The sequence below is a fragment of the Pseudomonas sp. 58 R 3 genome, assembly GCF_900006605.1.
Lineage (GTDB): Bacteria > Pseudomonadota > Gammaproteobacteria > Pseudomonadales > Pseudomonadaceae > Aquipseudomonas > Aquipseudomonas salomonii.
In genome coordinates, this window is the sequence record NZ_CVTT01000085.1 from 69856 (window position 1) to 91478 (window position 21623).

25 protein-coding genes are annotated in these 21623 nt (G+C 60.9%); 10 read left to right on the forward strand and 15 right to left on the reverse strand.

Translation table 11 applies throughout. From position 1 onward, the window contains the following. Positions 1-753, reverse strand: a complete 753-nt coding sequence (locus BFP92_RS27990; RefSeq protein ID WP_017137910.1) for a gluconate 2-dehydrogenase subunit 3 family protein — start codon at positions 751-753, stop codon at positions 1-3. 274 nt (positions 754-1027) lie between these two features. Here BFP92_RS27990 and BFP92_RS27995 point away from each other — a divergent pair, with 274 nt between their 5' ends. Next, entirely contained in the window at positions 1028-1714 is a 687-nt protein-coding gene (locus BFP92_RS27995; RefSeq protein WP_065931987.1) for a dual specificity protein phosphatase family protein, read from the forward strand. Between the two features lie 7 nt (positions 1715-1721). Here BFP92_RS27995 and BFP92_RS28000 read toward each other — a convergent pair whose 3' ends face one another. Further along, positions 1722-1997 (reverse strand): YheV family putative zinc ribbon protein, encoded by a 276-nt coding sequence (locus BFP92_RS28000; RefSeq protein WP_017137912.1) that lies wholly within the window; start codon positions 1995-1997, stop codon positions 1722-1724. After that, entirely contained in the window at positions 1994-4045 is a 2052-nt protein-coding gene (gene prlC / locus BFP92_RS28005; RefSeq protein ID WP_065931988.1) for an oligopeptidase A, read from the reverse strand. The genes BFP92_RS28000 and prlC overlap by 4 nt, the downstream gene beginning before the upstream one ends. Positions 4046-4146: 101 nt before the next feature. Here prlC and BFP92_RS28010 point away from each other — a divergent pair, with 101 nt between their 5' ends. Beyond that, the gene (locus BFP92_RS28010; RefSeq protein WP_056860985.1) at positions 4147-4689 is read left to right on the forward strand and encodes a gamma carbonic anhydrase family protein; all 543 of its coding nucleotides are present in this window, start codon (positions 4147-4149) and stop codon (positions 4687-4689) included. After that, entirely contained in the window at positions 4686-5345 is a 660-nt protein-coding gene (locus BFP92_RS28015) for an HAD family hydrolase (RefSeq protein ID WP_065931989.1), read from the forward strand. Before BFP92_RS28010 ends, BFP92_RS28015 begins: the two co-directional genes overlap by 4 nt. Positions 5346-5430: 85 nt before the next feature. Here the strand turns inward: BFP92_RS28015 and BFP92_RS28020 are convergent, their stop codons facing one another. Continuing rightward, positions 5431-6474, reverse strand: a complete 1044-nt coding sequence (locus BFP92_RS28020) for an aminopeptidase (protein WP_065931990.1) — start codon at positions 6472-6474, stop codon at positions 5431-5433. Between the two features lie 143 nt (positions 6475-6617). Here BFP92_RS28020 and BFP92_RS28025 point away from each other — a divergent pair, with 143 nt between their 5' ends. Beyond that, entirely contained in the window at positions 6618-7040 is a 423-nt protein-coding gene (locus BFP92_RS28025; RefSeq protein ID WP_065931991.1) for a PA0061/PA0062 family lipoprotein, read from the forward strand. On the opposite strand, the gene BFP92_RS28030 is transcribed toward BFP92_RS28025, so the two are convergent. Beyond that, positions 7041-7280, reverse strand: coding sequence for a DUF1161 domain-containing protein (locus BFP92_RS28030; protein ID WP_056860983.1), 240 nt, complete (start codon positions 7278-7280; stop codon positions 7041-7043). A 396-nt stretch (positions 7281-7676) separates the two neighbouring features. Further along, a complete protein-coding gene (locus tag BFP92_RS28035; RefSeq protein ID WP_056860982.1) occupies positions 7677-8105 on the reverse strand; it encodes an OsmC family protein in 429 nt (142 codons plus the stop codon). Between the two features lie 217 nt (positions 8106-8322). On the opposite strand from BFP92_RS28035, the gene BFP92_RS28040 reads away from it, so the two are divergent. Next, complete coding sequence (locus BFP92_RS28040) at positions 8323-9324, forward strand: LLM class flavin-dependent oxidoreductase (RefSeq protein WP_058420546.1); 1002 nt, start codon at positions 8323-8325, stop codon at positions 9322-9324. A gap of 62 nt (positions 9325-9386) precedes the next feature. On the opposite strand, the gene BFP92_RS28045 is transcribed toward BFP92_RS28040, so the two are convergent. Next, a complete protein-coding gene (locus tag BFP92_RS28045; RefSeq protein ID WP_017137921.1) occupies positions 9387-9611 on the reverse strand; it encodes a DUF1161 domain-containing protein in 225 nt (74 codons plus the stop codon). A gap of 115 nt (positions 9612-9726) precedes the next feature. Then, positions 9727-9942: a dodecin gene (locus tag BFP92_RS28050; protein WP_065931992.1), complete on the reverse strand. Its 216-nt coding sequence runs from the start codon at positions 9940-9942 to the stop codon at positions 9727-9729. A 155-nt stretch (positions 9943-10097) separates the two neighbouring features. Between BFP92_RS28050 and BFP92_RS28055 the strand changes: the two genes are divergently transcribed. Next, positions 10098-10424, forward strand: a complete 327-nt coding sequence (locus BFP92_RS28055) for an ElaB/YgaM/YqjD family protein (RefSeq protein WP_003187304.1) — start codon at positions 10098-10100, stop codon at positions 10422-10424. On the opposite strand, the gene BFP92_RS28060 is transcribed toward BFP92_RS28055, so the two are convergent. Further along, the gene (locus BFP92_RS28060) at positions 10421-11317 is read right to left on the reverse strand and encodes a LysR family transcriptional regulator (protein WP_065931993.1); all 897 of its coding nucleotides are present in this window, start codon (positions 11315-11317) and stop codon (positions 10421-10423) included. The two genes, BFP92_RS28055 and BFP92_RS28060, sit on opposite strands and share 4 nt — an antisense overlap. A 109-nt stretch (positions 11318-11426) precedes the next feature. Between BFP92_RS28060 and trpB the strand changes: the two genes are divergently transcribed. The 3 genes from trpB (at position 11427) to BFP92_RS28075 (ending at position 14060) form a co-directional block, all read left to right on the forward strand. Then, entirely contained in the window at positions 11427-12668 is a 1242-nt protein-coding gene (gene trpB, locus BFP92_RS28065) for a tryptophan synthase subunit beta (protein WP_058420548.1), read from the forward strand. Then, a complete protein-coding gene (trpA, locus tag BFP92_RS28070; RefSeq protein ID WP_065931994.1) occupies positions 12668-13477 on the forward strand; it encodes a tryptophan synthase subunit alpha in 810 nt (269 codons plus the stop codon). The genes trpB and trpA overlap by 1 nt, the downstream gene beginning before the upstream one ends. A gap of 139 nt (positions 13478-13616) precedes the next feature. Beyond that, a complete protein-coding gene (locus BFP92_RS28075; protein ID WP_065931995.1) occupies positions 13617-14060 on the forward strand; it encodes an anti-virulence regulator CigR family protein in 444 nt (147 codons plus the stop codon). A gap of 195 nt (positions 14061-14255) precedes the next feature. On the opposite strand, the gene BFP92_RS28080 is transcribed toward BFP92_RS28075, so the two are convergent. The 6 genes from BFP92_RS28080 to BFP92_RS28105 all read right to left on the reverse strand — a co-directional run bounded on the left by BFP92_RS28080 (position 14256) and on the right by BFP92_RS28105 (position 19990). After that, complete coding sequence (locus BFP92_RS28080; protein ID WP_065931996.1) at positions 14256-15560, reverse strand: MFS transporter; 1305 nt, start codon at positions 15558-15560, stop codon at positions 14256-14258. A gap of 181 nt (positions 15561-15741) precedes the next feature. Next, complete coding sequence (dgoD, locus tag BFP92_RS28085; protein ID WP_065931997.1) at positions 15742-16890, reverse strand: galactonate dehydratase; 1149 nt, start codon at positions 16888-16890, stop codon at positions 15742-15744. A 48-nt stretch (positions 16891-16938) separates the two neighbouring features. After that, entirely contained in the window at positions 16939-17559 is a 621-nt protein-coding gene (locus tag BFP92_RS28090) for a 2-dehydro-3-deoxy-6-phosphogalactonate aldolase (RefSeq protein WP_065931998.1), read from the reverse strand. 1 nt (position 17560) lies between these two features. Then, positions 17561-18520, reverse strand: coding sequence for a 2-dehydro-3-deoxygalactonokinase (locus BFP92_RS28095; RefSeq protein WP_065931999.1), 960 nt, complete (start codon positions 18518-18520; stop codon positions 17561-17563). 162 nt (positions 18521-18682) lie between these two features. After that, complete coding sequence (locus BFP92_RS28100) at positions 18683-19009, reverse strand: DOPA 4,5-dioxygenase family protein (RefSeq protein WP_056860973.1); 327 nt, start codon at positions 19007-19009, stop codon at positions 18683-18685. 30 nt (positions 19010-19039) lie between these two features. Then, positions 19040-19990 carry a choline sulfate utilization transcriptional regulator gene (locus BFP92_RS28105; protein WP_065932000.1) on the reverse strand — a complete coding sequence of 317 codons (951 nt, stop codon included), beginning with the start codon at positions 19988-19990 and terminating at the stop codon, positions 19040-19042. 103 nt (positions 19991-20093) lie between these two features. On the opposite strand from BFP92_RS28105, the gene betC reads away from it, so the two are divergent. Beyond that, entirely contained in the window at positions 20094-21608 is a 1515-nt protein-coding gene (betC, locus tag BFP92_RS28110) for a choline-sulfatase (protein ID WP_065932001.1), read from the forward strand. Positions 21609-21623: the final 15 nt, after the last annotated feature.

The window sequence follows — 21623 nt, forward strand, 5'->3', positions numbered from 1 at the left end:
TTATGCCCTCTCGCCGCGAATGGAAACAGCCGGGAAGGGGTATTGCTCGTTGCGTTCAACCCAGTCCATGAAATCGGCGCGGGCGCCGGGGAAGCCGATCATGGTCCAACCGACCATGCCTTTGTTGCCACCGTGGATCGGGTCGCAGAAGAAGCCTTCCTTGGTGTTTTGCAGCAACAGGTTGAAGAACATCTTGGCCGGTACGGCCTCGAAATGCGCGGTCATCTCGCCGCCGCCCGCCTCCATACGGCGCAGCATGTCATCCTGGGTAGCGCTGTCTTGCGCAGCAAAAGCTTTACCGTTGAACGCCTTCGACCACGCATCCGTGGCGGCAATGCCCAGGCGATAGATGTCTTTGGGCACCAATTTGCTCTGCCAGCCCATCTCTGGCGCCGCATCGGCGTTGAACGGGCCTTGCATGAACCACAGCGCGCCAGCGGCATACGGCGTGTTCATCTGGCGGTCGATGTATTCCGGCGCGCCGGCTTCCAGGGCGCCTGGGCCTTGGGCATCCGCGGGAATCAGGCGGGCGACGGCAGCGTTGATAAACGCCCACTCTTCGGCGGTGAAGTAACTCGGCTCGTAGGCTTTGTCGCTGGCGGGCGTTTTGGCGGGCGCGGCCTGCACCGGCTCCGGTGTGGCCATCAGCATCGAGCCGCCAAGGCCGGTGCTGGCAACCGTGACCACCGGGATCAAGGTCAAGGATTTGCGTAAAAAGTCACGTCGCGGGTTGTCCTGATCTTGATCAGACATAGGTGCACCTCATCATGTGGTCACGGGTTTATCCGCCGCTTCTGGGAGCAGCGTGATGGTTTGCCAGAGCATTGGATCCAAAGGGATAGCACACACTGGCAATCAATAGTTACAAATGATAGCAGCCTAAGCATTAAGAGAAATCGATTCAGCGCGAAAAACAGCGGATCAGATGGGCGGATTCACGATTCTTTGACAGCCGCCTCACACAGCATTGACCCCTCGCAGGCGACTCTGTGACCCATCAGCCCTATCCCATTCGGTCTCAACGCGCATGTTCACGATTCGATTACTGCCCGCCCTTGGCCTGGCGTTCATGGCACTGTTCACCACACTGCAGGCCCAGGCCGACGAGGCTGCGTCGATCCGCTCGCCTGAGTGGGCACAGCCTGTGGGCGACCAATTCAACCTGCACCAGATGACGCCCACGCTGTATCGCAGTGCGTTGCCGGACAGCACTGCGCTGCCTGTGCTGCAAAATCTGAAGATCGGCACGGTGATCAACTTCCTGCCGGAATCTGATGCGCCCTGGCTGAAGACGTCTGGTATCAAACAGGTGCAGCTGACGTATCGCACCAACCATGTCGACGATGCCGACGTGCTGGCGGCACTCAGGGCCATTCAGGAAGCCGAAACCCAGGGTCCGGTGCTGATGCACTGCAAACACGGCTCCGATCGCACCGGCCTGATGGCGGCGATGTATCGGGTGGTGATTCAGGGGTGGAGCAAAGAGGATGCGCTGAACGAAATGACGCTGGGCGGCTTTGGTTCAAGTAACGGCTTTAAAGACGGTGTTCGCTACATGATGAAGGCGGATATCGACAAGTTGCGTACCGCGTTGGCCAATGGCGACTGCAGCACCAGTGAGTTTGCGTTGTGCTCGATGAAAAGCTGGATCAACACGGCCGGTAGCGGCCGTGTCGACCCCAAGAAAGACACCGAATTAGTACTCACACCTTAAGCAGGTATCAGTCCTTTTTCAGCTTGGGATTAGGGAAAAACTGCACCGCCTGCACCTTCGGGTCCGCGGGCGCCTTCAACGCCGACGTATTGACCCGCGTGCCCAATTCCTTGGGCACCGAATTGCCTTGTTCATTCAGCGTGTCCGAATAGCCGCAGGCCACACATTCGCGGTGCGGCACATCGTCTTCGGTCCACATTTTCAACTTGTCCAACTCTTCGCACGCCGGGCAGACCGCCCCGGCGATAAATTGCTTTTTGGTCACCACAGGCCCATCACTCATGCTGCTGCGTCCTCACTCAGGCCGCTGTGGCGCAAGAGTGCGTCAATCGACGGCGCACGTCCGCGGAAGTCGACGAACAGCACCATCGGCGCCTGGGAGCCACCGCGCGCCAGGATCGCTTCACGGAATGCCCGACCGGTTTCGGCATTGAGCACGCCGTCTTCTTCAAACTTGGAGAAAGCGTCGGCAGACAGCACTTCGGCCCACTTGTAGCTGTAGTAACCCGCCGCGTAACCGCCGGCGAAGATGTGCGCAAAGCTGTTGGGGAAGCGATTGTAGGCTGGCGGACGCATCACCGAGACCTCATCGCGCACGCCTTCAAGCACCTGCGCTACCGTGCGGCCATCGCCGTGGGTGGCGTGCAGTTCGAAGTCGAACAGCGAGAATTCCAGCTGACGCACCATCATCAGGCCGGACTGGAAGTTCTTCGCCGCGAGCATTTTTTCCAGCAGGTCCTGGGGCAGCGGCTCGCCGCTTTCATAGTGGCCGGAGATCAGCGCCAGGCCTTCGGGCTCCCAGCACCAGTTCTCCATGAATTGGCTCGGCAGTTCCACCGCATCCCAGGCCACGCCGTTGATGCCGGACACGCCCGCGTGTTCAACACGGGTCAGCAGGTGGTGCAGGCCGTGGCCGAATTCGTGGAACAGCGTGGTCACTTCATCGTGGGTCAGCAGGGCAGGCTTGCCGCTGTCGGCCGGGGTGAAGTTGCACACCAGGTTCGCCACCGGGCTTTGCAGCACGCCGTCGACAGTGCGGCGGCGATCGCGCGCGCCGTCCATCCAGGCACCGCCCCGCTTGTTGGCGCGGGCGTACAGGTCGAAGAAGAAGCGGCCGACGTGCTGGCCGTTCTCCTTGATTTCAAACAGGCGAACATCCGGGTGCCAGGTGTCGAAGCCTTTTTGCTCGGCGATTTCGATGCCGTAGAGGCGCTGCACGATGGCAAACAGGCCGCTCAGCACTTTGTCGATCGGAAAGTAAGCGCGCAGGGCTTCCTGGGACACGCTGTAACGTTGCTCGCGGAGTTTCTCGCCGTAGAAACCGCTGTCCCAGCTTTGCAGGTCGGCGCAGCCTTGTTCAGCGGCGTAAGCCTTGAGCTGTTGCAGGTCCTGGGCGGCAAACGGCTTGCTGCGCTTGGCCAGGTCGCGCAGGAAGCTCAGCACCTGGTCGCTGGACTCGGCCATTTTGGTGGCCAGGCTCAGCTCGGAGAACGACGCGTAACCCAACAGTTTGGCCAGCTCCTGACGCAGGTCGAGGATCTGTTCCATCACCGGGCCGTTATCGTTCTTACCGGCATTCGGGCCTTGGTCCGACGCACGGGTGCAGTAGGCCGCATAGACTTCTTCACGCAGGGCGCGGTCTTGGGCGTAGGTCATTACCGCGTAGTAGCTAGGGAATTCGAGGGTGATCAACCAGCCATCAAGGCCTTTGGCCTGGGCGGCGGCGGCCATTTGCGCCTTGGCCGAATCAGTCAGGCCGACGAGGGTGGCTTCGTCGGTGACGTGCCTGGTCCACGCCTGGGTGGCGTCCAGCAGTTGGTTGGAGAATTTGCTGCCCAGCTCCGACAGCTTGCTCTGCACTTGGGCGTAGCGTTTTTGCTGCTCAGGCGGCAAATCGATACCCGACAGGCGGAAGTCGCGCAGCGAATGTTCCAGAATGGTTTTTTGCGCCACATCGAAACCGGCGGCTTCCGGGCTGTTGGCCAGGGCTTCGAAGGCCTGGAACAGTTCGCGGTTCTGGCCCATCTCGGTGGAATAGGCGCTCAACGCCGGCAGGCAAGCCTCGTAGGCTTCGCGCAGTTCAGCGCTGTTGCACACGGCGTTGAGGTGGCTGACCGGGCTCCAGGCGGCGCCCAGGCGGTCATTCAGTTCGTCCATGGCCAGTACCAGACCGGCCCACGTAGGGTTTTTGCCCTGGCTTTGCAGGATGCCTTCGATGGCAACGCGGTTGTCAGCGAGGATTTGTTCGATGGCCGGCTGCACGTGCTCGGCACGGATCGCCGAGAACGGCGGCAGGTCGTAGGACTGCAAAAGTGGGTTGTTCGCGCTCACGGTGGGTACCTTGGCTGAAGAAACTGATAAGACAAAGATGGGGCCATCTTAATTACAATCAACACCCACCGCAGCTATCAACCTATAAGAGAGAGGCTATCGTGACCCTTCGCACCTATCAGAACCACACGCCAACCCTGGGCGCCGGGGCTTTTGTCGATATTTCGGCGGTGGTGATCGGCGATGTCGAAATCGGCACCGACAGCTCGGTTTGGCCATTGACCGTGATTCGCGGCGACATGCACCGCATCCGCATCGGTGCGCGCACCAGCGTGCAGGACGGCTGTGTGCTGCACATCACCCACGCCGGGCCGTTCAACCCGGACGGCTTTCCACTGCTTATTGGCGATGATGTGACCATCGCCCACAAAGTCATGCTGCACGGCTGCACGGTCGGCAATCGCATCTTGATCGGCATGGGCAGCATCGTGATGGACGGCGCGGTGGTGGAAGATGACGTGATCATCGGCGCCGGCAGCCTGGTGCCGCCCGGCAAGAAACTGGAGAGCGGTTTTTTGTACGTGGGCAGCCCGGTTAAACAAATCCGCCCACTGACTGACAAAGAGCGTGCCTTCTTCACCTACAGCGCCGCGAACTACGTGAAGCTCAAAGATTTGCACCTGGCGGAAGGATTCGACCGATGAGCCTGAACTACTCCACCGTGCTGTTCGACCTGGACGGCACCCTGACCGACCCGCGCGAGGGCATCACCCGCTCGATCCAGTACGCCCTTGGCAAACTCGGCATCGACGAGCCGGACCTGACCAAGCTGGAACACTTTATCGGCCCGCCGTTGCTGCAAGCCTTCATGCAGTTCTATGGCTTCGATGAGGCCAGAGCCTGGGAAGCGGTGAATTTCTATCGCGAGCGCTTCAAGGTCACCGGCCTGTATGAAAACCGCGTATTCGACGGCGTGCTGCCGTTGCTTGAGGAGCTGAATGGCCAGGGCCGCCAGCTGTATGTGGCCACGTCCAAGCCGTGGGTGTTTGCCCGTGAGATCGCCCGGCATTTTGATTTTGCCAAGCACTTCAAGGTGATCTACGGCAGCGAACTGGATGGCACGCGCACCCACAAGGTTGAGCTGATTGCGCACCTGATGAGCGAAGAAGGTTTGGACCCGGCGACCACCTTGATGATTGGTGATCGCAAACATGACTTGATCGGCGCGCGCAGCAATGGGCTGGATTCGGCAGCAGTGGGGTATGGGTTTGGCAGTTTTGAGGAGTTGAATGCCGAGGCGCCGACTTGGCATTTTGAGACGCTTGAGCAGATGCATCAGGCGTTTTTGCAGCGCCCTTGAGGCCGCTATCGCAGGCAAGCCAGCTCCCACATTTGACCGTGTTCACAATTCAAACTGTGGGAGCTGGCTTGCCTGCGATGAGGCCCTAACGGCCACCACCTTCCAACTGCCGCAACGCCGCCTTACGCTGCTCCACCGGCAACCCACCCAGCTTCTCCACCGCCGCAAAGAACTTCACCCAATCCCCGCCTTGCTGCGCGAACAACGCCGCAAACGCCGGCACCCACTGGTCATACAGCCCGAACGGCAACAACCGCGCATTGTTCATCGGCTGGTTGATCCACACGTCATACCGCTTGTCACCGCCCCATTGGCTGTCGCGCATGTGCCGGTATTCACTGCGCAAACGCTCGAACTCTGCCGCCTTGGCCTGGCGCATCACATCCACCGCCAAGGGCTGTGCGTACAACGCCTCCAGGCGTTTGCGGGTATCGAGCACCAGCCGGATAAATTGGTCGCGCTGCTGCAACGCCGCATTGCTCAGCGGCGCCAGGCCCCGCGCCGCACGCCACTGACGGGTGCCTTCCTGCTCGACGAAGTTGGCGTAGGACTCGTTGAACTCAGTGTCGTCCTTTACATAAAAACGCTGGTGCGCCAGCTCGTGGAAAATCAGCGTGGCCAGGCGCTCGTCACCCCAACTCATCATCGAACTCATGATCGGGTCGTTGAACCAGCCCAGGGTGGAATAGGCTTCGACGCCGCCAATCGACACATCCATGCCTTGTTGCTGCAATAACGCCGCTTCGCCGCGTGCTGCGCCCTGGCTGTAATAGCCGCGATAGGCCACACACCCAGCGATGGGGAAGCAGTGGGTCTCAGGCGACAGGGAAAACTCCTGCGTGGCGAACACATTCCAGACCACGTAAGGCCGGCCGATGTCGGCGTACAGTCGGTAACTCTGGTTGTCAGGCAGGTGCAGGTGCTCACTGGCAAAGGTGCGGGCCTTTTGTGATTGCTCCAGGTGGTCGCGCAATGCCTGTGGACGAGCAGGGTCGGCGATGACCTCGGCAACCGGCTCCCGAGCCCGCAGCAACTGCCATTGGCCGCTGGCCAACTGGCTGTAATAACTCACACTGGAACAGCCGCTGAGCAGCAGTACCATCAACCCTGGAAGAAAACGCCTGACCATGCACCGACCGCCCCTGGGTTATTTGCCCGCCAGACTATCCTGCCTGCACGGAATTTTTCCATGCCGTGGCGTGTTTATACTGATACAGCGTCTGTTGCCACAGGCTGCCAGGTTCAATTCTTACCCACCGTTGAGTGCCCGCCATGCGCCAGCTCTTGCTACCCGTCACCGTCTTATTGCTCAGCGCCTGCGCTTCGACCCCCATCCCGCCGGTCGACCCGCACCAGGCCTGGATCGATTTCGCCACGCCGACACCCGGCGCCAAGCTGGTGATGGCCCAGCGCCTGGACGGCAAGAACCTCAACGACGGGCGTTTCTTTCAGGTGCCGCCGGGCAGCCATGAGCTGATGGTGCGCTTTGATTTCGAGGTGAACACCGGGACAGGCTTTGGCGGCCTGGACCAGACCCATGACCGAACCTGCTTCATGACCCTGCAATACGACAACTTCCAGGCAGGCCAGCGCTATGTGCTGGAGGGGCGCTCGCTGGCCTTTACGCCCAATATTCGGCTGTACAACACGGCGCGTCAGCTGTTGGCTGAGGAGCGCAGTGTTAACTGCATCTGATCAGTCGCTGTTCTTCTGATAGATGATGCGCTTGGTGCCGTTTTCGCAGGAGCCGACGATCATGGCGCTGTCATGATTCTTGGCTTCTTCGGCGGTAATGATTTCCAGGGTGTAAGACGGAATCGCCTTGGCCTGGATGTTTACCTCAATTTCTTTCCTGAGCTCTTCACAATCTTTTGGCGCGGCCACAGCCGAAGTGGCCAATACACCGCAAATGATCGCCAAGGCAAAACGTTTCATGTGTGAAGCTCCGTGAATGCACTGCGCACGGGTGTGCGCCTAGGCTATTCGACCACATTTTGGAAACGCGAGTTCTGATTTAACGCACAACAAACTGTGGGAGCGGGCCCGTGTGGGAGCTGGCTTGCCTGCGATGGCAACGTCTCGATACAACTGGCTAACCGAGGGGAACCTATCGCGGGCAAGCCCGGCTCCCACACAAGCCCGCTCCGACAGCGGATCAGATCGTTCCCACGCTCTGCGTGGGAATGCCGCCTGGGACGCTCCGCGTCCCGCCCACAGCATTCAAGTTCTGCGCAGGTGTGACGCAGAGCGTCACGGGCTGCATTCCCACGCGGGAGCGTGGGAACGATCTAAACACAAGCCCGCTCCCACATGGGGATCTTGCTGTGTGAGTTAGACCAACGTGGCATCCAGGCTGATTTTTGCGTTCAGCACTTTCGACACCGGGCAGCCTTCCTTCGCCTTTTTGCTCAGTTCCTCGAACTGCGCCTGACTTGCGCCGGGGATCTTGGCTTTCAAAATCAAATGCACGGCGGTAATCGCAAAGCCGCCCTCAACCTGATCCAGAGTCACCTCAGCCTGGGTGTCGATGCTGTCAGCCTTAAGGCCGGCATCGCCAAGAATCATGGAAAACGCCATGGAGAAACAGCCCGCGTGAGCCGCGCCGATCAATTCTTCAGGGTTGGTGCCCTTGCCGCCTTCGAAACGGGCCTTGAAGCCGTAGGGTGCTTCGCGCAGCACGCCGGTTTCCGTGGAGATGGACCCCAGGCCAGTTTTCAGATCACCTTCCCAATGCGCGGATGCTTTTTTAACGATACTCATAGCTCTCTCCTCGAACGGTGGTTTTGCGTCAGTAAGGGTTCTGAGGATAGACGGCCCGGCAAAGTTCATCTTGTCGGAGAAACCTAGCGATTCAGTAGGAAATTTCGCAGGCTGCTATTGAATCTCGGGTATATGCCCTCATTGCATAGAGCATGCACATGAAGCGGCAGGTTTTGGTTCGTCTATAAGCCTGCGCACCTAATGGAGAAGCAGGCTTATGAAATCGCTGTCCGACGTGAAGTTCTCGACCCTCGACCTCGTGCCTGTGCGCGCCAACGGCAGCATTGCGCAGTCGCTGCGCAACTCGCTGGACCTGGCCCAGCACGTGGAAAAGTTCGGCTACAACCGTTTCTGGGTGGCTGAACACCACAATATGGACGGCATCGCCAGCTCGGCCACTTCGGTGTTGCTGGGTTATTTGGCCGGTGGCACCTCGACGATTCGTGTCGGCTCCGGCGGCGTGATGCTGCCCAACCACGCGCCGTTGGTGATTGCCGAACAGTTCGGCACCCTGGAAAGCCTGTACCCCGGCCGTATCGACCTGGGCCTGGGCCGCGCACCTGGTTCCGACCAGATGACCGCCCGCGCCCTGCGCCGTGAGCGCTCCGGCAGCGCTGACGAGTTTCCGGAAGATGTGGCCGAACTGATGGCCTACCTGGGCCCGCGCACGCCCGACCAACGGATCATCGCCGTACCCGGCACAGGCACCAACGTGCCGGTCTGGTTGCTCGGTTCCAGCCTGTTCAGCGCGCAACTGGCCGGTGAGCGCGGCTTGCCCTACGCCTTCGCCTCCCATTTCGCACCCCGTTTGATGCACGAGGCGATTCGCGTGTACCGCAATCACTTCAAGCCTTCAGCCGTGCTGGACAAGCCCTACGTGATGCTCGGCATTCCGCTGGTGGCCGCCGATACCGACGAGCAGGCCGACTACCTGGCCACTTCGGTGTACCAACGTATTCTGGCGCTGATGCGCGGGCAAAGCCTGGTGCAGCGCCCGCCGGTTAAGACCATGGACGGCCTGTGGCTGCCCCATGAAAAAGACGCGGTGGGCAGCTTTTTGGGCCTGGCCATGGTCGGTAGCCCGGCGAAGATTCGCGCGAAGTTGGACGTGTTGATCGAGCAGACCGGCGCCGATGAGCTGATCTTTACCAGCGACCTGTATGAGCATGCCGACCGGATTCATTCCTACGAGCTGCTGGCGCAGGTGATGAAGGGCTGATAACCCGCAGGCGAAAAAAAACCGACGCACTCGCGTCGGTTTTTTATGTCTGCAACACGGGATTAACCGCGCTTGTAGACGATTTCCTTGGTGCCGCCTTCGCAGCTGCCAATCACTTTGCCATCGGCTGCCGCGCCTTTGTCGACAACATCCAGCGAATAATGCTGAACACCTTTAGCGTCGAGCTTCGCCGCGAGCTCACCTTTCAGCTCTTCACAAGGCTTGCCCGCCGCCAGGGCAGTGCCCGCAATGCTCAACAAACCTACCGCTAACAGGAACTTCTTCATCCGTTACTTTCCTTGCGCTGATCGAAAAGAGCGTGCCGACGCTTGTGGCGTCGGCACCCAATGGTTGTAGCGCAGGTTATGGCAATCGGCCAGTCAGCAAGTTCAACTCACGGGATCAACTACTGGCAATTCGGAATCCCACCTTGAGCGTGACCTGGAAGTGCGCGGCCTTGCCGTCCTTGATGTGACCACGGGTTTCGGTCACTTCAAACCACTCCAGGTGCTTGATGCTCTTGTGCGCTTCGGCGAGGGCATTGTTGATGGCCTCTTCGATGCTGGTGGTCGAGGAACCGACCAGTTCGACTTTCTTGTAGGTGTGATGATCAGACATAACGTTTCTCCTGAGGTCTCTAGTCAGCGTAGCAGTGAATGTTCGTACTGCTTCTGGCGACCATTCCCACTCGAAAGTTCAGAATTACTGCACTTTCTGAAAACCCAGGAGTCGGTATCTACACATGCCACTCAATCACTTCAGGAGAGTTCCACATGGCCAACACTTCTTTACGCAAAGCGTCGCTGGAAAGCATGGAAGCCGAGATTTCGAGCCTGCTCAAGTCCCTTGAGAGCCTCAAGGACGATGCGTCCGATGAGTCGCGCAAAACGCTGAAGGCCCTGAAAAGCAATGCCGAGAATGCCCTCAAGCATTCCCGCCACCTGATCAGCGATGCCTACGAAGAAAGCAAAGTCAAAATCCGCGAAACCAGCGCGGCAACCCGTGACTACGCACAAGAGCACCCATGGACTACCGCCGGCGTTGCCGTTGGCGCGCTGGGCCTGTTGGCGGCTTACCTGCTGTGCAAACGCGGTGACTAAACCGGTTGGCGCAACAGCTCAGCCTTGAGCCACTGCGCCAGCTGACCCGCGCGCCCATCTGCGGCGCGCTTGGGTAGCCACAACGCCAGGTGCGCCGGGGTTTCGCTGAAACCCCACGGCGCCACCAGGCGACCCGCGCGAAGGTCCTCTGCTACCAGCGGTTGCGGCGCGATCGCCACACCCAAACCCGCCACCGCCGCCTCCAGCAAATAATACAAATGCTCAAACCCCTGGCCGTGCTTCAACGCGCCGGGCTCAATGCCGTGTTGCTGCGCCCAACTGGGCCAGGCCTGCGGGCGCGAGGTGGTGTGTAACAAGGCTTCACCGCACAGGGCGTGGGGCGGCGCCTGGCGCAGGCGTTCATAACCGGCAAAACGCGGGCTCATGACCGGGCCAATGCGCTCGCTGGCCAGCTCATACACTTGCATGTCCGCTGGCCACGGCGGCTCGGCAAAAACCAGCAGGGCATCCAGGCCAGGGCGCCTTGGGTCGAGGTCACCATCACCCGCCGATAGATGCAAGCGCAAGTCGGGCAAGTCTGCGTTCAAGCGGCCCAGGCGCGGAATCAACCAGCGCGCCAGCAAACTGCCCGAGCAGCCGAGCACGAAGGGCGCGTCGGCGCTGGCCTGGGTCAGCTCGGCGCAAACATCCCTTAAACGCTCGAACGCTTCAGCGCTGGCGTCCCTGAGCCGGACGCCTGCATCTGTGAGTTTAATGCCGCGCCCTTCCTTGGCGAACAGGCTGACGCCCAAGTGTTCTTCCAACACCTTCAACTGGCGGCTGACCGCACCATGGGTCACATGCAGTTGCTCAGCCGCCTGGCTGACGCTGTTCAGGCGGGCGGTAGCTTCAAACGCACGCAGGGCATTGAGGGGCGGTAGGTCTCGGCTCATCTGTGAGTTTTCCTGACAGGTTGCGGCGATCTTATCGGTTTTCAGCGTCGAGCGTCAGGGGTAGAGTGGCCGTCATTGCCTCTCCTTACCTTCTTTCCTGGAGCGCCCCATGACTCAGTCCCAGACCGACCTTCGCAACGGCCCCGACGCCAACGGCCTGTTTGGCGCGTTCGGTGGCCGCTACGTCGCTGAAACCCTGATGCCGTTGATCCTCGACCTGGCCCGCGAATACGAAGCGGCCAAGATTGATCCTGCGTTCAACGAAGAACTGGCCTACTTCCAACGCGACTATGTCGGGCGTCCAAGCCCACTGTACTTCGCCGAGCGCCTGACCGAGTTCTGTGGCGGCGCCAAGATCTACCTCAAGCGCGAAGAGCTCAACCACACAGGCGCGCACAAGATCAACAACTGCATCGGCCAGATCCTGCTGGCACGGCGCATGGGCAAAAAACGCATCATTGCCGAAACCGGCGCGGGCATGCACGGCGTGGCCACCGCCACCGTGGCGGCGCGCTTTGGCCTCGATTGCGTGATTTACATGGGCACCACCGACATCGAGCGCCAGCAGGCCAACGTGTTCCGCATGAAGCTGCTGGGCGCCGAAGTGATCCCGGTCGTGGCCGGCACCGGCACCCTCAAAGACGCGATGAACGAAGCCTTGCGTGACTGGGTGACCAACGTCGACAGCACTTTCTACCTGATCGGCACCGTGGCCGGCCCACACCCGTATCCTGCGATGGTGCGCGACTTCCAGGCCGTGATCGGCAAGGAAACCCGCGACCAACTGCAAGCCCAGGAAGGCCGCCTGCCGGACAGCCTGGTGGCGTGCATCGGCGGTGGCTCCAATGCCATGGGCCTGTTCCACCCGTTCCTGGATGACACCAGCGTCGAAATCATCGGCGTTGAAGCCGCCGGCCACGGCATCGAAACCGGCAAGCACGCCGCCAGCCTCAACGGCGGCGTACCCGGCGTGCTGCACGGCAACCGCACCTTCCTGCTGCAGGACGACGATGGCCAGATCATCGACGCCCACTCGATTTCCGCCGGCCTCGACTACCCAGGTATCGGCCCTGAACACGCGTGGTTGCATGATATCGGCCGCGTCCAATACACCTCGGTGACCGACGACGAAGCCCTCGAAGCCTTCCACAAATGCTGCCGCCTGGAAGGGATTATTCCTGCACTGGAAAGCGCCCATGCCCTGGCTGAAGTGTTCAAACGTGCACCGACCTTGCCCAAAGATCACCTGATGGTGGTCAACCTGTCGGGCCGTGGCGACAAAGACATGCAGACCGTGATGCACCATATGGAACACTCTCAACAAGAGCAGTCAAAGCAGGAGAAACACTGATGAGCCGCCTGCAAACCCGTTTTGCGCAACTGAAAGAACAAAACCGCGCCGCCCTGGTGACTTTCGTCACCGCCGGCGACCCGGGTTATGACACCTCGCTGGCGATCCTCAAGGGCTTGCCCGCCGCCGGTGCCGACGTGATCGAGCTGGGCATGCCCTTCACCGACCCGATGGCCGACGGCCCGGCGATTCAACTGGCCAACATCCGTGCGCTGGAAGCCAAACAGAACCTGCTGAAAACCCTGCAGATGGTCCGCGAGTTCCGCAAAGACAACCAGGACACCCCGCTGGTGTTGATGGGTTACTTCAACCCGATCCACAAATACGGCGTGCCCACGTTTATCGCCGACGCCAAAGAAGCCGGTGTCGACGGCCTGATCGTGGTCGACATGCCGCCTGAGCATAACGGCGAGCTGTGCGACCCGGCCCAGGCCGCAGGCATCGACTTTATCCGCCTGACCACGCCGACCACCGACGACGTGCGCCTGCCAACCGTGCTCAACGGCAGCTCCGGCTTTGTGTATTACGTGTCGGTGGCCGGTGTGACCGGTGCCGGTGCCGCCACCCTGGAACACGTCGAAGAAGCCGTGACCCGCCTGCGTCGGCATACCGACCTGCCGATCAGCATCGGCTTTGGTATTCGCACCCCACAACAAGCCGCCGCTATCGCTCGCCTGGCAGACGGTGTGGTGGTCGGTTCGGCGCTGATCGATCACATCGCCACTGCGAAAAATGATCAGCAAGCAATCGATGGTGTGTTGAGCCTCTGCGCGGCGCTGTCGGAAGGTGTCCGTAACGCCCGTAAGTAAGCGGCGTGTAGCAATGGGTAAAGTTCTTGATACAGAGGAATCATCTGGGCAATCCAGTACCTAAACTGACATGACCAAGGGATTTCGAGCCTCGTTCGAAATCCCTTTTTTTGTTCGTGCAGTACTGAGGAAAGCCCCCATGAAAATGCCTAAACGCTTGATCGCAGGTCTCGGCGTGTTGATGCTCGGCGCAAGTGCTTTGGCGCAAGCCGCGCCGCCCGATCAACGCGGTGATGGCCCAGGCCGTGGCGGCCCGCAAGGCCAGTACGAGCAACACGGCGACGACCATCGCGGCCCGCAGGATAACCGTCGTGGCCCGCCGCAGGATTTCGGCCCGGTGCGCCAGATGATCCGTGACAACCACAACGACTTCCGTCGTGGCGCGCCACCGCCTCCAGGCGTGCGCCTGGTGCGGGGCCAACCGCTGCCGCGCAACTACTACGGCGAACGCCTCGACAACCGCGCCCTGGCCCATCTGCCGCAATACCCAGGGTATGAATGGCGCCGGTCCGGCGGCGATATCGTATTGATCGCCATTGGCACCAGCATCGTCTACCAGATCCTGGATGGCGCCCTCTACTAGCCCAGGAAAGCTGTTGTGGCGAGCGGGCTTGCCCCGCGTTGGGGTGCGAAGCGCCCCCAAAACCTGACAACCGGGTTTCATCTGGAAAAACCGCAGTGGCCTTATTGGGGCTGCTGCGCAGCCCAACGCGGGGCAAGCCCGCTCGCCACAACAAGCCCGCTCGCCACAGGGTTTCGGTCCACTCAACCAATGGATTTACAGTTCTATGCGCTCAACCTTGCCCACCAGCAACACGTAGGAAAGCGCCCCCAGCAACGCCAGCACCGCGATATAGGTGATCGCCGGCGCAAACGAATCCCCACTGGCCAGAAAGCCAATCACTATCGGCGTGGTAATCGCCGACAAGTTGCCGATGAAGTTAAACACCCCGCCCGTCAGCCCCAGCAACCGCGCGGGCGCCAGGGTCGACACCAATGACCAGGTGATCGATGCCAAGCCATTGCCAAAGAACGCCACCGCCAGAAACGCGATCACCCAGGCCGTCGAATCCACATAGTTGGCGCCGATAATCGCCGTGGAAATCAGCAAGCCCCCAATGATCGGCAGCTTGCGCGCAAACCCTACCGACGTGCCCCGGCGAATCAGCCAATCAGAAAAAATCCCCGAACACAGCACACCGATAAACGCAGCCAGGAACGGCAGCGAGGCCAGCAGGCCGGACTTGATGAAGTCCATGCCGCGGTACTTCACCAGGTAGGTCGGGAACCACGTCAGGAAAAACCACAGCGTCGAGTTCAGGCAGAACTGCCCCAGGTAGATGCCCCACAGCTTGCGCTTGCTCAGCACTGTCCCGAGGTCGACCCAACTGAACGGCGCCTTGACCGCTTTCGCCTGCATATCCACCAGGCCGCCGCCCTCGCGGATCAGCTCGATTTCCGCCGCATTGGCGCCTTTGAAGTCTTTCGGCTCGCGGTACACCGCGTACCAGATCAACGCCCACAGGATGCCGACGCCACCGGTGGCGACAAACACCATGTGCCAGCCGAATGCGTGCTGCAGCCAAGCCAGCACCGGCGTCAGAAACGCCAGCCCGACAAATTGCCCGGAGGTGTAAACGCCAATCGCGGTGGCACGCTCGCGCTCGGGAAACCAGGTGGTGACCACGCGGCTGTTGATTGGGTAAGCGGGTGCTTCCAGGGCACCGACGGCCATGCGCAGCACAAACAGCGCGATAAAGCTGGCCGCAAACCCCAGCATCACCGTGGCAATGGACCACAACAGCAGGGCAGCGGTATAGAGAATGCGCGGCGGCACGCGGTCCACCAGCCAGCCGCCGGGAATCTGCATGGCGGCGTAGGTCCAGCCGAACGCGGAGAAGATCAGCCCGACATGCACCGGGTCGATCCCCAGTTCGCTGGTGAGCGCCGGGGCGGCAATCGACAGGTTGCTGCGGTCGAGGTAGTTGATCACCACGGTGATAAACAGCAGCACCATGATGAAGAAACGCTTTCTGCTGGGCGTGATGAGAGAAGCCTGCCCGGTGAAGGATTCAGGGTGCATGGGGTTGCCTCTTCTTATGTTTATTGAGGACCGGAATGGGGCCTGACTGAAGAAACCGGATCAAAATGTGGGAGCGGGCTTGCTCGCGAATACGGTGTGTCATTCAACACACCTGGGACTGAACTACCGCATTCGCGAGCAAGCCCGCTCCCACACTTGACCGCATTCCTTCAGTGAGCAATCACCACTCAGCAAAGCTGCCGTCGGCATGCCGCCAGATCGGGTTGCGCCAGCGGTGGCCGATGGCGGCGCGTTCGATCACGTATTCCTCGTTGATCTCAATGCCCAGGCCCGGCCCGTTGGGGATCTTCACAAAGCCTTTGTCATAGTCGAACACGCCTGGGTCGCGCACGTAATCGAGCAGGTCATTGCTCTCGTTGTAGTGGATACCCAGGCTTTGCTCCTGAATAAACGCGTTGTAACAAACCGCGTCCAATTGCAGGCACGCCGCCAGGGCAATCGGGCCCAGCGGGCAGTGCAGGGCCAGGGCCACGTCATAGGCTTCGGCCATGTTGGCGATCTTGCGGGTTTCGGTGATGCCGCCGGCATGGGACGCGTCCGGCTGGATGATGTCGACGTAGCCTTCGCTGAGCACACGCTTGAAGTCCCAACGGGAAAACAGCCGCTCGCCCAGGGCGATCGGCGTGCTGGTCAGCGGCGCCAGCTCTTTGAGCGCTTCGTAGTTTTCGCTGAGCACCGGTTCTTCGATAAACATCAGTTTGTACGGGTCCAGCTCTTTCATCAGCACCTTGGCCATGGGCTTGTGCACGCGGCCATGGAAGTCGACGCCGATGCCGACGTTAGGCCCGACGGCATCGCGCACAGCGGCCACGTTGGCCAGCGCGAGGTCGACTTTTTCGAAACTGTCGACGAACTGCAACTCTTCGGTGCCATTCATCTTCACAGCGGTAAAGCCACGGGCCACGGCCTCTTTGGCGGCGCGGGCGGTGTCGGCGGGGCGGTCGCCGCCGATCCAGGAATACACGCGGATCTTGTCCCGCACCTGGCCACCCAGCAGGTCGCTGACCGACACGCCGAGCGCCTTGCCCTTGATGTCCCACAGTGCCTGGTCGATACCGGCGAGGGCGCTCATGTGCACCGCGCCGCCCCGGTAGAAGCCGCCACGGTAGAGCACGGTCCAGATATCTTCGATATTGCGTGGGTCTTTGCCGATCAGGTAGTCGCAGAGTTCCTCGACGGCGGCGGCCACGGTGTGGGCGCGGCCCTCCACCACAGGCTCACCCCAACCGGTCACGCCCTGGTCGGTCTCGACCTTGAGGAAGCACCAGCGCGGCGGGACGATAAAGGTGGTCAGTTTGGTGATTTTCATCTTCTTATCTCTCTTATCGATGCAGCGCCAGGGGCGCAAACCTTGAGTTCAGTTAAGCGCGTTCCAGGCCGCGACATAGGCCTGGGCATTGCTCGCCACTTGGTCAACCGACATGCCCGGTTTGAACAACCCGGAACCCAGGCCGAAACCCTTCGCGCCCGCGTCGAAATACACCTGCATGTTGCCTGGGGTTACGCCGCCCACCGGCAGCAGCAATGTGCCGGTGGGCAATACCGCCAGCCACGCCTTGATTACCGCCGGGCCCATTTGCTCGGCCGGGAACAGCTTCAATACGTCGGCGCCTTCGGCCAAGGCGGCGAAGGCTTCGGTCGGCGTTGCCACACCCGGCGACAGGAACAGCCCCGCCGCCTTGGCGGCACGCAATACCTTGGTATCGCTGTGGGGCATGACGATGACCTGGCCACCGGCAGCTTTGACCTGCTCAACCTGTTCCGGGGTCAACACGGTGCCCGCGCCGATCAGGCAATCGGCGGGCAGGGTGTCGCGCAGGGTGCGGATGCTGGTGTAAGGGTCCGGCGAATTCAGTGGCACTTCGATCACGCGAAAACCGGCCTTATAGAGCACCTGGCCAATCGCCTGGGCTTCATCCGGGCGCACGCCGCGCAAAATTGCGATCAAACCGTTGTGTGCGAGTGCTTGCTTGAGCATGTCAGGCCTCCTGTACAGGTTGAGTGAGCCCAGCGGCAACGGCCAATTGCCACAAGCCGCGCTCGGTGGCTTCCTGGGCGAGGCTGACGTGGGTAAAGCCGCTGAGGGCGAGGGCGCGTTGGTAGCAGGCGCAGAGTTTGGCAGCGCCGACCAGGACGATAGGCGTGTGTTTGGCCTGCTGCGGCAAACCGGCGACTTCGTGGCCGATCAGCAGGCCGGACAGATAATCGGGCTGTTCGTCGGGTGCCAGTTCGCCGGTCAAGCCCAGGGTACGGGCGCTGAACAAGGTCGACAGCACGCCGCGCCGGCCATCCTCCGAAAGCGCCACGCGCACGCCACGATCAAACGCCTCGACCTCAAATTGTTCGGACGGTTGCTGGGTACGCCCGAGAATGCTGTGCTTGCTGAGTACCGCAAACACCTCGCCGGTCATGAAGGTGTCGAAGTGGGTGATGCAGCCTTCAACCACCTCGACCCATTTGGAATGGCTGCCCGGCAGGCCGATCAACACGTCGGCGCCCAGGCCTTGCAGCACACCCAGCACTTGGGTTTCTTCGCCGCGCATCACATTGGGCAAGCCGACCCGCTCGATCACACCCGGCACAATATGCACCTGCACCCCGCGCAGGCTGCGCACCGGGTGCAAGGCCTGGCCGAGGCTGGCGACGTCGACGGGCGTTTGGCGATAGGCCGCTTCGCTCCAGCCTTGGGCGCTGCCGACCATGCCGCAGGCAATCACCGCCAGGCCGGGCTGCGCGTCGAGCCAGTCGCCGCAGGCCGCATCGAACGCCAACTCAAAGCCGTCACTGCACAGCACGCCGGCAATGACCCGGGGTTCACTGGGCAGGTGCATGATGCCGAACGCCAAAGCGCGCTGTTCGAGCACGCTGCCAGCCGGGCCGAGTTTGTAAGCACGAAGGGAGCTGGTCCCCCAGTCGAGCGCGATCAATTGCGCCTGCATCGCTTCACCTGAAATGAGTGGGTGCTGAAAAAGCTGATGGGCGAATATAAACCTACGGCTGGCAATATCTCAATATATAAATAACTGTCCCATATATTGGGAGTAGGTAATAAAAAATCCCATCGCCTTTGCGCAAGGTGATGGGATTGGTATTAACCGTGGTTAAAAACCAGACAGGTTCAGCTCGCGCATCGCGCCCATCCAGATCGCGTAATCGGTGTGATCCTTGAGGTCATCGCCGGTGTCCGGGTGCAGGAACACCACCAGCCCATCACGATGCAGCGCCAGCCAGGGCAACACCACGCCGATGTATTCCGGCTCGAATGCCAGCTGGCAGCTCCAGTCCGGGTGCGGGCCGACCGGCTTTTCGTGTACACGGCCCATGCTCAACGGGAACAGCTTGGCCGCGTCCTCGCAGAGCTTGCGCGCCTGGTCGATGGTGCTGGCGTCAAAGTAGATATGGGCGTGGTAGCCCTTGATACGTTGCATGGCGAAATCCGGATCCAATATGCGCCGATCCTAGACCGCAATCGACGGCAGGGCCAGCCCGGTCAACGACTGCGCGCTGCTGGCTTGCTCGGCCACCAGCCAGTCGACAAAGCGCTCGACCAATTGCCCCCGGCGTTTGCGCTGGGGCTGCACCACGTAATAACCGAAGCGCGAGATCACTGTGTCGCTGATCGGCCGGCACAGCCAGTTCTGCTCCAGCAGGTTATCCACCAAATGCCGCCAACCGATAGCCACGCCCTGGCCGGCAATCGCCGCCTGAATCAGCAGGGTGTAATTGTCGAAGCGCAATTGCCCAGGCGTAGGCGCCGTGGTGATGCCCAACTCACGAAACACGCCGCTCCAGTCGAACCACTGGCTGTTATTTTCCTGGCGCAAGTGCAGCAGTGGGTAATCGTGCAAATTTTGTACAGTCAATGGCGTGGATTGAGCCTTGAGCCACTGCGGGCTGCACACCGGAAACACCTCCTCGTTGAACAGCCACAAGCTCTCGCCCTGCTTGAAACGCCCATCGCCAAACAACACCGCCACGTCGATATCGCTGCGCAACGTGGCGTGGTTGCGCTCGCTGGTCACCAGGCTCACATCCACCTGCGGGTTGGCCTGGTGAAAGCGATGCAGGCGCGGCATCAGCCAGTAGGCGGCGAAGGCGAAGTCGGTGGCCACTTGCAGCACTTCGTGCTGGTCCTGCTGGGTGATTGCGCTGAGGCCCTGGTTGATGGTTTGCATACCTCCTTGCACATGCTCGAAGAGCAGCGCGCCCGCATCCGTCAGTTCGATGCCTCGGTAGATGCGATCGAACAAGCGAATCGCCAGTTGCTCTTCAAGGCGCTTGATCTGCTGGCTGATGGCCGGCTGCGTGGTGCCCAACTCCATCGCGGCGGCGGTAAAGCTGCGATGGCGCGCCGCTGCTTCAAAGGCACGCAGCAGGTCGAGGGACAGATCACCGAGGGATTCATACATAAGCTGTGCTTATCCTAGACATTGCTTTTCATGGGCTTTACCCCATTTTCCATGGGCCGCATGCTCATTGGCATAAACACCGCCTATGGAATGCCGACAGATCATGAAGCGCAAGAACATTCTTTTCATCATGGCCGATCAAATGGCCGCGCCGATGCTGCCGTTCTACGGACCTTCCCCGATCAAGTTGCCGAACCTGAGCCGCCTGGCTGCACAGGGCGTGGTGTTTGACGCCGCCTACTGCAACAGCCCGTTGTGCGCGCCTTCGCGTTTCACCCTGGTCAGCGGCCAGTTGCCGAGCAAGATTGGCGCCTACGACAACGCCGCCGACTTCCCCGCCGATGTACCCACTTATGCCCACTACCTGCGCCGCCTCGGCTACCGCACGGCGCTGTCGGGCAAGATGCATTTCTGCGGGCCGGATCAGTTGCACGGTTATGAAGAACGCCTGACCAGCGACATCTACCCCGCCGACTACGGCTGGGCGGTCAACTGGGATGAGCCGGACGTGCGCCCCACCTGGTACCACAACATGTCGTCGGTGCTGCAAGCCGGGCCGTGCGTGCGCACCAATCAGCTGGATTTCGACGAAGAGGTGGTGTTCAAGGCCCAGCAATACCTGTTCGACCATATCCGTGAAGACGGCAACCAGCCGTTCTGCCTCACCGTGTCGATGACGCACCCGCACGACCCGTACACCATTCCCAAGCCGTTCTGGGACCTGTACGACGACAACGACATCCCAATGCCAGCAACCCCCGCGCAAGGCGATCTCGACCCGCATTCCCAGCGCCTGCTCAAGGTTTACGACCTGTGGGGAAAGCCGCTGCCTGTGGACAAGATCCGCGATGCGCGCCGCGCGTATTTCGGTGCGTGCAGCTATATCGACAGCAATGTCGGCAAACTCCTGCAAACCCTGGAAGACACCGGCCTGGCCGACGATACGATCATCATCTTCTCCGGCGACCACGGCGACATGCTCGGCGAGCGTGGCCTCTGGTACAAAATGCACTGGTTCGAAATGGCCGCCCGCGTACCGCTGCTGGTGAGTGCGCCAGGCCAGTTTGCGGCGGGCCGCGTAGGTAACGCCGTGTCCACCGCCGACCTGCTGCCCACCCTGGTGGAACTGGCCGGCGGCGAACTGGACCCACGCCTGGCGCTGGACGGCCGCTCGCTGGTCCCGCACCTGCAAGGGCAGGGCGGGCACGACGAAGTGTTTGGCGAATACATGGCCGAAGGCACCATCAGCCCATTGATGATGATTCGGCGCGGCGCCTGCAAATTCATCTACAGCGAAGACGACCCTTGTCTACTGTTCGATGTACACAACGACCCGCACGAGCGGGAAGACCTCAGCCAGTCACCGGAACACCGGCCACTGTTCGAGGCGTTTTTGACTGAGGCGCGGGCCAAATGGGACATCCCGGCGATCCACCAGCAGGTGCTCGCCAGCCAACGCCGTCGCCGCCTGGTGTTCGAGGCGCTGACCCAAGGCAAGCTGAAGAGCTGGGATCACCAGCCACTGGTGGACGCCAGTCAGCAGTACATGCGCAACCATATCGACCTCGACGACCTGGAGCGCAAGGCACGTTATCCACAACCCTGCCAAAACCAATAAATAGATAGAGGGAAG